Below are 12,630 nucleotides of genomic sequence, written 5' to 3'. Positions count from 1 at the left end.
GGACCCTAGACAAGTCCCATCGTTGCAGGTCAGGAGCACTCTCCGTTTATTTGATCAAGACGTGGACGAGCACGCCATGAAAGCGCGAGGCTAGTGGGGCGGGCCCGGTTCCCTGTCTCTACGGAGTCAGTCGGTTCGGCCCCCGGAAGAGGAACGTGGCTTCCCGAAGCGAATCGAGGCCAAGCAGCACCATCAGCACGCGGCCGAGCCCCATGCCCAGACCGCCGTGGGGCGGACAACCGTAGCGGAAGCAGTTCAGGTAGTCCTGCATGGGCCCGGTGCTCATGCCCTTTTCCGCAGCCTGCTTGAGCAGCACGTCGTAGCGGTGCTCACGCTGGGCGCCGGTAGTCACCTCCAGCCCCTTCCACAGCAGGTCGAAGCTGAGTGTCAGGCCCGGGTTGTCCGCCGGCCTCATGTGGTAGAAGGGCCGGATGCTCGTCGGATAGTGGGTGATGAACACCCACTCGTGCCCGGTCTCCTCCTTCACGTAGGAGGCGATACCGCGCTCGCCCTCCGGGTCCAGGTCCTCCTTCACCCCCTCCGGGTCCCAGCCCTTCGCCCGCAGGATCTTCTGCGCCTCGGCCATGGTGACGCGCGGGAACGGCGTCGCCGGCACCACGACCTCGACGCCGAAGGTCTCCCTGATCGCGTCGCCGTGCAAGTCGGCGACCTTGGCGATGCCATGCGTGAGCATCTGCTCCTCGAACGCCATCACGTCCTCGACGCCGTTGATCCAGGCAAGCTCGACGTCCACTCCCGTGAACTCGGTCGCGTGCCGGGACGTGAACGACGGCTCGGCTCGGAACACGGGTCCGATCTCGAAGACCCTGTCGATGCCCGCCGCGATGGCCATCTGCTTGAAGAACTGTGGCGACTGTGCCAGATACGCGGAGCGGTCGAAGTAACCGAGTTCGAACACCTCGGCTCCGGACTCGGACGCCGTTCCCATCAGCTTCGGCGTGTGCATCTCGGTGCACCCCTGCGCGTAGGCGTACTCGCGCATTCCCTGCTCGAACGTGGTCTGCACGGCGAACAGCAGTTGCGCCTGAGGCCGGCGCCGCACGTCCAGGAACCGCCAGTCGAGGCGGTGCTCCAGCCCTGTGTGCTCGTCGATGGGCAGCGGCGTCTCAGCCCGGTTCAGGATCTCGACCGACTCGGGAACGACCTCAAGGCCGCCGAGCTTCACGATCGGGTTCTCGACCACGCGGCCGGTGATCCGGATGGCGGACTCCGTGGTCAGTCCCTCCAGGGCGGCCTCGACCTCGTCGCCTCCGCCCGAGCGCTTGTGAGTGACCTGCACCATGCCGGTGTGGTCACGGACGACAACGAACTGCATCTTGCTCTGCAGGCGGAGCGTGTTCACCCAGCCCGACACGGATACGGTCTGCCCGACGTGTTCTCGCAGGTCGGACACCAGTACGCGGCTAGTCGTGTGGATCATCGCAGCCCTCCCAGGGGCGTCGTCATGATCCCTTGGGGGCGCGGACGAGAAGGGTACTCGCGGTGCCACCGCGCCTTTACCGCCGCTCAGCGAGAGCGGCGGCCTCATTCAAGCCCGATGACGGGGGCCGACCGACGGGGCATTGGGTCGAAAGACCGTTCCTCCCCGCACTCAGGAGTGTCTTCGCATCGGGGCGCGAGATTGCCTTCCCAGCTACCGGCAATTCTCTCGGCTCACGTGATCCCGAAGCTACTCGTCTCCATCAACGCGTTGCCAACGAGCATAGCGGGAACACCAGAGATGCGGTGGCAAGATCACGCCAAAGTCGGTACGTCGCCCATGAGCCGCCTCTCGGTACTCCCCGGTCTACGTCGGGCAGGTTTCAGGCACGGGCGCGCACCACCGCGATCGCGGCCGCCGACGCCGGCCTGATCGTGGTCGCACCGACCGTCTTCCGGGCCTGTTGGAGCGGACATCCATGGAGTGGCCCCAGATCTGCCAGCGGTCCATACCCAATCGAGGCGGGACATCGAAAGAGATGAACACTTGTGCCCATCGGGACGGGGGGCATATCACCCGTGTGATTTGAATCCGTCGTCGATCAGGTTCTACGCTCCGAAGAAATTTAAACGAAGATACCCACTCGTTTGGCTACTGACGCGCTCAAGCGATACGCAAAGGAATTCTGGCGCCCTTATCGCGAACTCCGCCGCGCTCCTCACGGAAGGGCATCCTGACGATGGATGGAACGTCACGCGCCGCAGTGCCCGTTGAGATCCTCTCGACCCTCAACGTGCCGCCCGGCAGGAGCACGAAGTACGTCTTCGGAACGCCCGACAGGTCCACCTTCGAGGCCGTACGGCTCTGGGAAGGCGACCACGAAGCCTACTCGGTGTGCATGTCCGCCCAGGCAGGATGCAGGTACGGCTGTACGCATTGCGCTACCACTTTCGCGCGTACACCCTTCGTTCGGAATCTGCAGCCGGAGGAGATCACCGCGGCAGTGCAAGCGGTGGCGGAACCCGTTCTAACCCCCCAAGGCCCCCTCGTCTGGGTCGACTTCGCCGGAGTCGGGGATGTCGCCGCGAACTGGATCCATGTCACCTCAGCAGCGAGAACGATTGCGGACCGGGACTTGGCGAAGCAGGTGAAGGTAACCAGCATTGCCCCACAGGGGTGGGTTCGAAGGCTCCTGCGGGCCAACGCCTGGTTACCGGACCGCTTCATGTTCTCCCTGCACGGCGCCACCGCGACTCAGCGCCGCATGGTAATCCCCCGCGCGGACGATCCCGCGACCGTGCTACCACTGTGGGCCGCCATCGCCGAGCAACGCCCGGTGGTAGTGAACTACGTCCTCTGCGAGCACAACACGCGGCCGGCGGACGAGGCCGCACTCACACAACTGCTCGCTCCGTACGCTGGCCGCTTCGTCCTGCTGCGGCTCTCCAGCATCAACCCCGTGCACGGCAGTCCCCTACGCCCGAGCACCAGGGAAGCGGACTTCATCGCCGCGCTGTCCCGCGATCTGGAGGGCTGGGTCGTATCGCATCACCTGTCCGCCGGGCGCGAGGCGGCCGCCGCCTGCGGGCAGCTGCGTTCGGAGATACTGGACCTCGCTCCGCGCATCAGCCGTACGGGGCAAGCCGACACCGTGGGCTGAGTCGATCGCCCGCCGCCGCACGAGAACTACGGCCTCGGCTGCTCCCCGTGTTCGAGGTACACGGGGCCGCCGTTGGCTCGCGAGGCAATCGCGGCCTTCACCCTGCGTGACAGCCTCGGGATCAGGAGCTCGTCGAGTTGCTCGGGTGGAAAGAACTCGGCGGTGAGAAGCTCGTCGGGAGCGACCTTGATGGAAGCGAAGTCCTCTGGGGTGAGTTCCCCGCCGTCGAAGACGTACAGAACCTTGTCGCCCTCGGCGTCACTCGGAGCCCAGTCGACGGCGAGGAGAATGCCGATCGGCGGAGTGATTCCGAGCTCCTCCCCTACTTCCCGTCGGCAGGCGGCCAAGGGCGACTCCGCATGCTCGACATAACCGCCGGGGATCTCCCACATCGGCTTGTAGGAAGGCTGGACGAGGAGGACGTGTCCGTCGGCGTTGAAGAACAGCGCACCGGCCGCCATACGGGGCCGCGCCATGCGCTGTTCCTGCTCATTGAGGGCCATGGGCCTCAGCCTACGGTCCGGGTCCGCTGCGACCTCGCGCGGCTACGCGTCTGGCGCGGGCGGTCATTGCGTGTGGATACTCCTGGCAGTGGCGGGACGGGAGCGAGCCCATGCGAGGCATGACCGATCATCTGCCCTTCGGCAAACGTGTGCGGTTCTACCGGCAGCGCCGCGGGCTGAGCCAGCGGCAGCTCGGTCAGCTCCTGGGGCGCTCCGAGGACTGGATGTACCGGATTGAGTCCGGGCGTATCCCGGTCAACAACGTGAAGATGCTGACGGACCTGGCCCAGGCACTGCGTGTGCACCTGGAGGACCTTCAGGGCACGCCGAGGTTGCTGGAAGACCGTGAACGCGACGCAGGCAGCGTGCCGGCGATCCGGGCAGCGCTGATGCAGTCGCGTCACCTGGCGGGCTCGCTCTACGACGAACGTGAGTCAGTTCGCCTGGAACGCCTGCACCTGGAGGTCAACGAGGCCTGGGAGCTCTACCAGAGCGGGCGGTACGCGAAGCTGGCGGAGCGAGCGCCCGGACTCCTCGCGGACGCCCGTTTGGCGACGCGGGAGCGGTCGTCCGGTCGTGAGAGATCCGAGTCGCTACGGTTATTCGCGTTGACGTGTCACGTGGCAGCGGTACTCCTGCGGAAGTTGGGGGAGACCAATCTCGCGTGGACCGCAGTGGACCAAGGCGACATGGCGGCGGTGGAGTCGGGAGATCCATCCGTCGTGCTCGCTCTCCGACGGGGCATCGCGCACGTGCAGCTCGGAGCCGGAATGCCGGCGGAGGCGGTCAACGTCACGCTCGACGCGGCCGACGGCCTCGAACGCGGGTGGTGGTCTTCTGCCCCGTCCGCACTCTCCCTGTACGGGACCCTCTTCCTCAACGGCGCGGTCGCCGCGGCAAGGATGAGAAACCGGGCGCTGGCCGATCACATGATGGGCAAGGCGCACGAGGCAGCGCAGCGGCTCGGCAGCGACCGCAACGAGCTGTGGACCTCCTTCGGTCCCACCAACGTCGAGATCCACCGGTTGGCGCTCGCCCTTGAGTTCGATGATGTCCAGCTGGCCGTGGAGATGGCCCCACACATCCGGACCACCGGACTTCCTGTGGAACGGCGGGCCCGGGCCCGGCTCGACGTGGCCCGCGCGTATGCCGAAGCCGGACGCATCGACGATGCCGTCGAGGAACTGAAGCGCGCCTTCCGCATCGCGCCCGAGCAACTGCGGGCCCACGAGTTCGCTCGCGAGTTGGTGCGCCGGCTGTACACGCTCTCGCGTCGCCGGGACGTTCGAGATCTTGCCTTGAACCTTGGGGCCATCAAGTAGCGGCCCAGTTCAGCCACACCGAGGAACCCGGAATTTTTCTCCGGGTCCACTCCCGCGTGGACGCTTACGGTCTTCACCACCGAGCGTCGCTTGAACGGGAGGCAACAGGGTGTCTGTCCGCCGACTGGACGACAGAACTGGATCCGACGGCATCGACGACGCGGTGGTGCTGCGCTGGAGTGGCCACCCGCGGTGCGTCGGCTTGGCCCGCAACGAACTACGCCGTGCGCTACATGCATGGGGTCTGTCCCGCATGGAGGACACGGCCGTACTCGTGCTTTCCGAGATCTTCAGCGACGTCGTACGCCACGTTCGAGTACCGCCGGGCAGAGAGATCGAGTCCTGGTTTATGCGCACCAGTGAGAGCCTCCGGCTGGAAGTCCACGACGATGCTGACGGCTCATACCGACCGGCTTCTGAAAGGCCTGTTCTGCAGGACGAGTTCGGGTCACGGCTCCTACAGGCATTGACCCACCGCTGTGGCGTGGCCCAACAAGCCGGAAACCGCTGGGTCGTTTGGGCGGAGTTGGCCCCTGACTTCCGGAGGGGGGCCTGCGATGACCGTTGACCGCCCGACTCACCAACTGTTCGCCCTGGCCGAGGAGGTACCGGACCGACCCGCTTCCGCCAGCGGCAGACGCGAAGAACGGGAAGCCGGCGTCTGGGAGGGGTTCGGCTTACGCACCTACGGCTCGGACACGGGACCGAGTGGACGCTCCGTTCGGCGCTGCCGCCGCTGCCAGTGCATTCTCAGCCGCTACAACGAGGGCTCGTACTGTGGCAGTTGTGTCCGCAACGCACCAAGCAAGCCTCGGGTCGTGCCACCTGTGCCAGCCGAGGTGTGGAATCGTGCCGACATTCAGACGGCGCTCTTCGCGCGGGACTTCGGCCAGGTGTGTAACCTCGTCCGCATCGCGACCGGACTGCGCCAGAGTGACATGGCCGACCTCACGGGACTGAGCCAGGCGTTCCTCTCCATGCTGGAGTCCGGCGGAAGGCGGCTGACCAACATCGACAAGATCGTCGAACTGCTGGCAGGACTCAACGTCCCGGCCGACCTCGCTGGCCCCACACTCCTGCCAATGACGGCGTCAGCCGAAGAGGCCTACCACGCCAGCTAGGCCGGGAGATTCTTAAGAACTGGAAGATGCCGGGAGTACCTGGAGAGGGTGCCCTGATCCCCCGGCATGGGGTCTCATCGAAAGCTCCCCGTTAGCCGCCCTCCCACCGGGCACGGGCCTCGGTCTGGGCGGATCACGCCGCCAAGCCGCTGTACGAGACACTGGCCCGCTTCGACACGACATACTTCCGCCACGCCAGGTCCCGACTCCTCGCTGAGGCGACGGGACCGTGAGGGCGGTGGCCGTGGGGTGGTCTCGCAGGCCGGGTCGGTGCTGCTGGCCGAGCCGGATGTGTTCGGCCCGGTGGCCCCCGATCCCACGGTCTCCCGTGTCATCGACACACTCGCCGCATCCGGCCCGAAAGCCCTCGCGGCGATCCGGGACGCACGTTCCCGTGCACGGGGCGGGTCTGGGAACTGGCTGGTGCGAACAGTCCGGCCGCCGACGGCCAGGTGATCGTGGACATCGGCGGAGTGCTGGCCCTCGCGCACTCCGAGAAACAGGACGCCACCGCGACCTGGAAGGAGACCTTCGGCCACCACCCCCTCGTCGCGTTCGTCGACCACGGCCAGGCCGGGTCCGGGGAGCGCTCGGTGCGGCCGGCGTCGTAGGCCGGCGTCCACGCCTTCTTCGGGACCTTCAGCACGGCCTGGTGGATGGCGTCGGTGATGGTCATTCCGACGGTATACGACAGCCACCGGCCCCGGCAGGAGAGCCAGTCGAGGAAGGCGTGGGTGCCGCCGCCGGAGTTGGTGCGGATCAGTATCTGCCGTCCCCGCCGCAGAGCGTTGGGGAGTTGTGCCAGGGCGAGTCGGGCGGTTTCGATGTGGTCGGCGGCGGTGTTGGAGCCTGCGTTGCCGAGCCGCAGCCGGGCGGCCACCGGCTCGCCTGGCTGCCGATGCTCGCCCTGACCGGCGATACCCGCCGCTGGGAACCCAAGAAGCTCCCTGCGGCTGTTCTCCGCCGCCGCTCAGTTCGTGAACACCGGCCGCCGCCACTGGCTGCGTCTGCCCACCCGATGGTCATGGACGCCCGTGATCACCAGCGCCATGAACCGGCTCCAGACCCTCCCGAACCCCGGCTGACCAGCCAATTCGACCGTCCTAACAACGCGAACGACCACCCCGGGAGTGGAACCCGGCGCCCACCCCACGCGACAACCGTGCCATCAGCCTGCCCCACCCCCGGAAAAGCCGCACCCCATACGCGCAGAGTCCCCGTCAGCGAACTGACGAGGACTCGTGAACGATCGAGGCTAACCTCCATTCCATGCAGTTCACCCTCGATGGCGAATCCTTCGAGCTGACGCCCACGCTTGTTCGTGGGCGTCTTGCTAGTCACGTGCCCGAGGAGATCCGCGAGTACTGGGTAGAAGTAGATGGTGTGCGTTGGCCGGTCAAGCAGGTCATCTCCCTTGCGACAGGTGCCAAGCGCAGCCGGTTTCAGTCGCATGACTCTCGGCGGTGGCTGCAGAACCTCGGGTTCTTGATCGGTGCCGGATCCCCGGCCGCCGAGAGCGGCTCGGTCCCGCGGCTGACCGGCGCGTCTCGTCATGGGTCTTTCGACGTGCTCCAGCTCAAGGAACTGGAGGCGCTCGACGTCCGTGTTGCGTTCTCGTGGCTGAGCGCCGGCCCGATCACGCTTGACGAAGCCAGCCTGCCGAGGTTTCCCGGACTCCCGAGAGTGCCAGGGCTCTACCGCTACGATTTCGGTGTGGACGACGACGGCATCCGCGTGCTTTACATCGGGGAGTCCGTGGAGCTGGCCAGGCGAGCCAGCAACTACCGCAACGCCAAGACGGATCGCTCTCGTCAGCGCACCAGCCGCCGCATCCACAAGGAGATCGTCGGCCACTTGAAGTCCGGTGGTTCGATCGAATTCGCCATCGCAACGTCAGTCCGCTGGGGTGACAATGTCGAGCTGGACCTGCGGCTCAAGTCCGCCCGTCGCCTTGCCGAGAACGCTGCGGTGCTCCTCGCGCAGTCGCAGTCCGGGATCCGCGTGCTCAACATCGACGCGGAGCTGGGAGAGGACAGCGAGTGAGCAGTCTCCCGGACCTTCGCTTCCTGCTCTCGATCAACAGCGAGAACGCGTGGAGCGATCTGCTCGCCACCCTCATGAATGCCGACCAGGCGATCACCCGCTCCGTGCTTGGGATCGAGGCTGTTGGCCCGCTCCAGATTCGTCGGGAGGTCTCGAAGTCGCGGGGCCGGAAGGCATCGGATCGACCCGACCTGGTGGTGGAGGCGAACGGTCAGGTTGTCGCTGTCGTCGAAGTGAAGCTGCTTGCCGGCCTCGGAATTGAACAGCTGGAGCGGTACTACAAATACGTCGCCGAGGAGGACCGAGACGACTGCCAGTTCGTGGCGGTCTCGCTTCGGCGCATCCGCCTCGACACCACCCATGCCCAGGGCTGGCAGAACCTCACCTGGGAGGAGCTCATCGCTCCCTTCACCTCGTCCCCGGTGCCGTGGGCCGCGACGACCGCCACAGCCTGGACGAGCCACATCGAGTCCCAGGTGCCGGAGGTGGATGGCGACACCGTCTGGAATCAGATCGACGGTATCGACCTGTACCTCGCCCTCCGGCTTCGTGCTGCCTACATGTACGACAACGTCGCCTTACCCGGCGGCTCATCGAAGTCCATCCGAGAGATCGGCTCCGGTGGCCTGTACGTCGCGATCGTGGACGCCCCGATTCCGGGCAGCGGTTACACCGTCCGATGGGAAGCCACCGAGAGCTTGCCGACTCAGGACGTTGGCAAGCTCGTCGACAGCAGCGGGCTTCGTGGGGTCGACTTCCGCTTCTTCCTCGTGCAGCAGCAAGTCACCTCCTCCAAAGCCTACGACTGGGATCACCTTGCGCTGCTCTGGCAGAAGTACCTCACCCAAGAGGACTGGATTCCGTGGAGACAACATCCGCCGCGCAAGACGTTGCAGTGGGAGAAGGATGGCGTGGCTCGGCTCAAGGAACTCGGCGCTCCAGCGTTCCTCGGCAATGGCTACGGCGAGGGGCAGGCCAAGCTCAGCGGTGAGGTCGAGTTCGGCGCGCGCTTCGTGCTGCCGCCCTCAACCACACTCAACGAAGCCGTCCGGGTGCTCAACAGGGTCGCCGTGATCGGGTCCCGGATGGCGCAGCACGCGACTCAGCCGCGAGGGAGACTGTGATCGCGTTGATCGACGGAGAATCTGATAGTGGCGATGCAGGGGTGGACGGATAGATGACGGGCGACTTTGGACCCGACCGCTTGCGGCAGCTCTTCGGGGACCCGAACGAGGACGGGGTCTACCTTGTAGGCGTCGTGGAGTTCTCGGACGATGCCAGCGAGGACCAGTGGTCGTACGTCGGGAATATTCAGATGGGGACCCTGGCGTCAGTTGCCAGCAGGCTCGGCTATGAGCGGCGTGACATCACGATTGCGGAGCCTTACCGAGAGCCTGGCCGTGGGGTGCTGCCGGACGGAACAGAGCTGGCGGTCACCTCGACCACCGTGCCGGGGAGCGCATCCTGGTATCGGAGTAGCCGGGAGCCAACGCCGGAGGAACGGCTCCGGTGGGCAGGGCATCCAGTGCCGCCGCCACCTCCGCCCGAGCCGGTGCCGGTCGGTCCCAACATGGAGACGGCGAGGCCTCGGATCGAGGAGCACCAGGGCGAGGTCTTCTACACGAAGACCGGCAAGTCCTTCACCTACCGGACCAACCACTACACCCTGGTCATCGTCGAGAGCCGGCGCAACGTGCAGTGGCACGAGATCAGGTCAGCGCTGGAGGCATGGCCGATCGCGGGGCCGTCGGAGATTCCACGATGCCCCGAACGTTCTGGGCGGTACGTCTACGGAATCGTGTCCGACGAGCGGATCCGGCAAGGAGACTGGTGACAACCTTGGACCTGCGGCTCCGTGGCGGCTGATGCGACGCTCGCCGAACTTGCCGAATCGTCGGACGCTACAGCTACGGTTATGGGTGAGGTTCTACTACCGCGACATCCTCGTCGACCGAGCGCCGAGGAAGACCCGAGCACTGACGAGGACGCATGGCCGAGGACCAGGAGTACGACGAGGTCGACGCAGTTGTTCGCATCCCCAAGGGCGAGAGTCTCGTCGACTCGCGGAAGAGCGAAGGCTGGAGTCGTGGGTTCACTCCCAAGACGAGTGACAAGGGACCGGAGTACGTCGAGATCCGCCTGAAGGCCGAAGACGAGTCAGGTTTTGCAGACAAGCCCGAGATCGTCTACGTCACCGAGTACGTGGAGGATCAGCGTCCTCGGCTCACCCCCGGCCAACAGGCCGTGGCTGACATCGCGGGCCAGATCATCGATGGTCTCGTAGAAATCGCAAAACCTCTCGTTGTCCACTGGTGGCATACCCAGACCGTGCCGTTCCTCGTTGCCAAGCGCGAAGCCTTGGTGCTGAAGCAGCAGGCCCGCAGAGCCCAGAAGAAGGCCTCGCGGGCCGGGGTCACGACGACATCTCCTATTGCTGTCCCGGGGGTCGAGACGGACGAGCCTTCCCAAGATGTGGCCACCGCGACCAGCGACCCGAAGGTCACTGTGACGAGCGAGCAGTTCCAGCAGATGTTCATGACTTGGCTCGCTCGTGAGGACGCCCAGCAGGCGCTCTGGAGCCTCATCGTGAATGCCGAGGTCGAGGATGGCGGTGCTGCCACCCAGACATGGCAGCAGGATCTGAGAGAGCTTTCGCCTGAGCAGCGAACCGAGCGGGTCATGGAGTTCTTCGCTACCAACCCCTCGGTCCTGGAGGACTTCGCTCGTCAGCTCATGGGCAGCATGGCCCTCGGGCTCGGCGAGACGACTCTCAGGCGCGACGGGGTGTAGGGCCGTGCCGTTTCAGGATGGCGCGTCACTAGCCTCGCCCTTTCATGGGCTTGTTGGGCACGGCTGACGTTGGGGGTACCGAGAACGCTTCTGATCTGCCCCTTCGCCGTCCGGAGCGGCTCTCAGGCTCGGTCGGTTTGCTGCACCTGCAGGGCGCGGTGTCCTGCCCGCGTCGGCCACAGTCGCGTGCGAAATGGGTCGTACTGGCAGGGGGTGCGAGGGTGTCAAGGCATGTACGCGATGAGCAGGGCAAGGGCCCGGCTGCGCGGCGGGACCCGAACAAGCGGCGTTCAGCCGTCGCCAGCAAGTGGTTCGAATGCCACGATCACCGAAGGGTCTAGGCCACATTCCCCGCAGCGCTCGTGGTCGGTGACTCCTCCGTCGGGCCGTTCCTGGCCCCGTAAGCGCCTGACCTCGCGGACGTGTCCGCAGTACAGGCGCACGCGCCAGCGCGCGAACTCCGAGGGGTGAGGGGGCGAACCCAGCAGTTCCTGAATGGCCTTGAACTTTTCGTCGGACCATCGCGGTGCCTTGGCCACCTGGCGCTGTACCCAGTCCGCGGTGGCCACCGCCTCTTGCTGCCGGCGGTGGTCCGCACGCGTCAGTTGGTACTCCTCAAGCGGCACGCCTTGGGCTACGCGTTTGGACTCCACTCTGGCAACGCTATGGGGTTCTGGATGCTCCCGAGTTCGATCGGCAGGTCTGCACTCGTATGAGGGAAGACCTGCCTGGGAGTCGACCCGCTCACGCCGGTGACGATCTTGCCTTTGGTCTCACTCGGGGCGAAGGGGCGTGAGCTCAGGACGCCAGGCGTTGCGGGCGGTCGGCGGCCTCGTGGAGAACGTCGTCCTTCTTGCAGAAAGTAAAGCGGACCTGGCTGCGGCCGACGCGCGATCACCGGCAGGTGATCGACGCGATCGCCTCGAAGTTCCAGACCGGCTCGCAGTGGGTGCGCCTGCCCGCCAAGTACGGCTTGTGGAAGGGTGCCTACACCCGGGCGGAACTGGGCGATCGACGGCCCGTGGAAGCGGGTCTTCACCGCGCTGCTCGCCCAGGCCGACGCCGAGGGCGACCTGGACTGGGTTGTCTCGGTCGACTCGACGATCGTGCGCGCGCACCAGAACGCGGCCGGGGCCCGTCAAAAGGGGCCCCGGCCGACGAACCCGCCCACCACGCCATCGGACGTTCGTGCGGCGGGCTGACCACGAAGATCCACCTCGCCGCAGACGGCCAGTGCCGCCCTCTGTGCTTCCACCTCACGCCCGGCCAGGCCCGCCCAGTGGATGGACCAGCTGGCCGAGTTCATCGAAACGGTGGCCGGGCAGCTGGAAGAGCTTCGAAGGATGCACCCCCGACTCACCGCAGCCCGCACCGAATGGGCAGCGCGGGCTGACACTACGGCCGACACCGAGGCCGCGTAATCCCATCGGGCCAAGGCCGCACCAAGCTCTGCGACCGCAGGGTGCTGCTCCAATGGCTGTCGCGAATGCCCAGGCCAGGAGCCTCGTTTGCTCTCCGCTCCAGGGACTTTTCAGGGACTTTCAGCGCTGTCCGAGGGACTTCCGAGGGACTTTCCGCCACCTAACGCGGCAAGCCGTTGAAAGATCGGAAAGGGCCTCCGACGCAGGTCAGAGGCCCTTTCCCAGGCAAAGCCGCACCTGCGTTCCGCGCAATTCGGGGGTTCTGGAGTCCCTACCGGGCTGAAGGTGCAGGTCAGTGAGCTGGAGGCTGGTGACGCGGGCAGATTCAC

At 66.0% G+C, this 12,630-nt stretch carries 11 protein-coding genes and 3 pseudogenes; 10 read left to right on the top strand and 4 right to left on the bottom strand.

Translation table 11 applies throughout. From position 1 onward, the window contains the following. Positions 1 to 118 precede the first annotated feature (118 nt). The gene (gene aspS, locus ACIRFL_RS42600) at positions 119 to 1,441 is read right to left on the bottom strand and encodes an aspartate--tRNA(Asn) ligase (protein ID WP_404040799.1); all 1,323 of its coding nucleotides are present in this window, start codon (positions 1,439 to 1,441) and stop codon (positions 119 to 121) included. A gap of 1,264 nt (positions 1,442 to 2,705) precedes the next feature. Between aspS and ACIRFL_RS42595 the strand changes: the two genes are divergently transcribed. Continuing rightward, positions 2,706 to 3,101 carry a hypothetical protein gene (locus ACIRFL_RS42595; protein WP_404040796.1) on the top strand — a complete coding sequence of 132 codons (396 nt, stop codon included), beginning with the start codon at positions 2,706 to 2,708 and terminating at the stop codon, positions 3,099 to 3,101. 26 nt (positions 3,102 to 3,127) lie between these two features. Here ACIRFL_RS42595 and ACIRFL_RS42590 read toward each other — a convergent pair whose 3' ends face one another. Then, entirely contained in the window at positions 3,128 to 3,604 is a 477-nt protein-coding gene (locus ACIRFL_RS42590) for an NUDIX domain-containing protein (RefSeq protein ID WP_404040793.1), read from the bottom strand. A 119-nt stretch (positions 3,605 to 3,723) separates the two neighbouring features. Here ACIRFL_RS42590 and ACIRFL_RS42585 point away from each other — a divergent pair, with 119 nt between their 5' ends. The 3 genes and pseudogenes from ACIRFL_RS42585 to ACIRFL_RS42575 all read left to right on the top strand — a co-directional run. Then, positions 3,724 to 4,926 (top strand): helix-turn-helix domain-containing protein, encoded by a 1,203-nt coding sequence (locus ACIRFL_RS42585; RefSeq protein ID WP_404040790.1) that lies wholly within the window; start codon positions 3,724 to 3,726, stop codon positions 4,924 to 4,926. Between the two features lie 818 nt (positions 4,927 to 5,744). Beyond that, positions 5,745 to 6,047 carry a helix-turn-helix domain-containing protein gene (locus tag ACIRFL_RS42580; protein WP_404040788.1) on the top strand — a complete coding sequence of 101 codons (303 nt, stop codon included), beginning with the start codon at positions 5,745 to 5,747 and terminating at the stop codon, positions 6,045 to 6,047. Positions 6,048 to 6,314: 267 nt separating this feature from the next. After that, a pseudogene (locus ACIRFL_RS42575) lies at positions 6,315 to 6,634 on the top strand (transposase); the annotation flags it as partial. Here ACIRFL_RS42575 and ACIRFL_RS42570 read toward each other — a convergent pair. Next, positions 6,631 to 6,936: pseudogene (locus ACIRFL_RS42570) on the bottom strand (transposase); the annotation flags it as partial. The pseudogenes ACIRFL_RS42575 and ACIRFL_RS42570 sit on opposite strands and share 4 nt — an antisense overlap. On the opposite strand from ACIRFL_RS42570, the pseudogene ACIRFL_RS42565 reads away from it, so the two are divergent. The 5 genes and pseudogenes from ACIRFL_RS42565 to ACIRFL_RS42545 form a co-directional block, all read left to right on the top strand. Then, positions 6,931 to 7,132 (top strand): annotated as a pseudogene (locus ACIRFL_RS42565) (transposase); the annotation flags it as partial. The pseudogenes ACIRFL_RS42570 and ACIRFL_RS42565 sit on opposite strands and share 6 nt — an antisense overlap. Before the next feature lie 184 nt (positions 7,133 to 7,316). Beyond that, the gene (locus ACIRFL_RS42560; RefSeq protein WP_404040785.1) at positions 7,317 to 8,090 is read left to right on the top strand and encodes a hypothetical protein; all 774 of its coding nucleotides are present in this window, start codon (positions 7,317 to 7,319) and stop codon (positions 8,088 to 8,090) included. Beyond that, complete coding sequence (locus ACIRFL_RS42555; protein ID WP_404040782.1) at positions 8,087 to 9,214, top strand: PD-(D/E)XK nuclease family protein; 1,128 nt, start codon at positions 8,087 to 8,089, stop codon at positions 9,212 to 9,214. The genes ACIRFL_RS42560 and ACIRFL_RS42555 overlap by 4 nt, the downstream gene beginning before the upstream one ends. A gap of 446 nt (positions 9,215 to 9,660) precedes the next feature. Beyond that, positions 9,661 to 9,924 carry a hypothetical protein gene (locus tag ACIRFL_RS42550; RefSeq protein WP_404040779.1) on the top strand — a complete coding sequence of 88 codons (264 nt, stop codon included), beginning with the start codon at positions 9,661 to 9,663 and terminating at the stop codon, positions 9,922 to 9,924. Between the two features lie 155 nt (positions 9,925 to 10,079). Next, positions 10,080 to 10,880 (top strand): hypothetical protein, encoded by an 801-nt coding sequence (locus tag ACIRFL_RS42545; protein WP_404040776.1) that lies wholly within the window; start codon positions 10,080 to 10,082, stop codon positions 10,878 to 10,880. Between the two features lie 290 nt (positions 10,881 to 11,170). Here ACIRFL_RS42545 and ACIRFL_RS42540 read toward each other — a convergent pair whose 3' ends face one another. Continuing rightward, a complete protein-coding gene (locus ACIRFL_RS42540; protein WP_404040773.1) occupies positions 11,171 to 11,533 on the bottom strand; it encodes a hypothetical protein in 363 nt (120 codons plus the stop codon). 330 nt (positions 11,534 to 11,863) lie between these two features. Here ACIRFL_RS42540 and ACIRFL_RS42535 point away from each other — a divergent pair, with 330 nt between their 5' ends. Beyond that, positions 11,864 to 12,082: a hypothetical protein gene (locus ACIRFL_RS42535; RefSeq protein WP_404040802.1), complete on the top strand. Its 219-nt coding sequence runs from the start codon at positions 11,864 to 11,866 to the stop codon at positions 12,080 to 12,082. The last annotated feature ends 548 nt before the right edge of the window (positions 12,083 to 12,630 follow it).

Source organism: Streptomyces sp. NPDC102462 (assembly GCF_044765425.1).
GTDB lineage: Bacteria > Actinomycetota > Actinomycetes > Streptomycetales > Streptomycetaceae > Streptomyces.
This window is presented reverse-complemented; position numbering and strand designations above follow the sequence as displayed.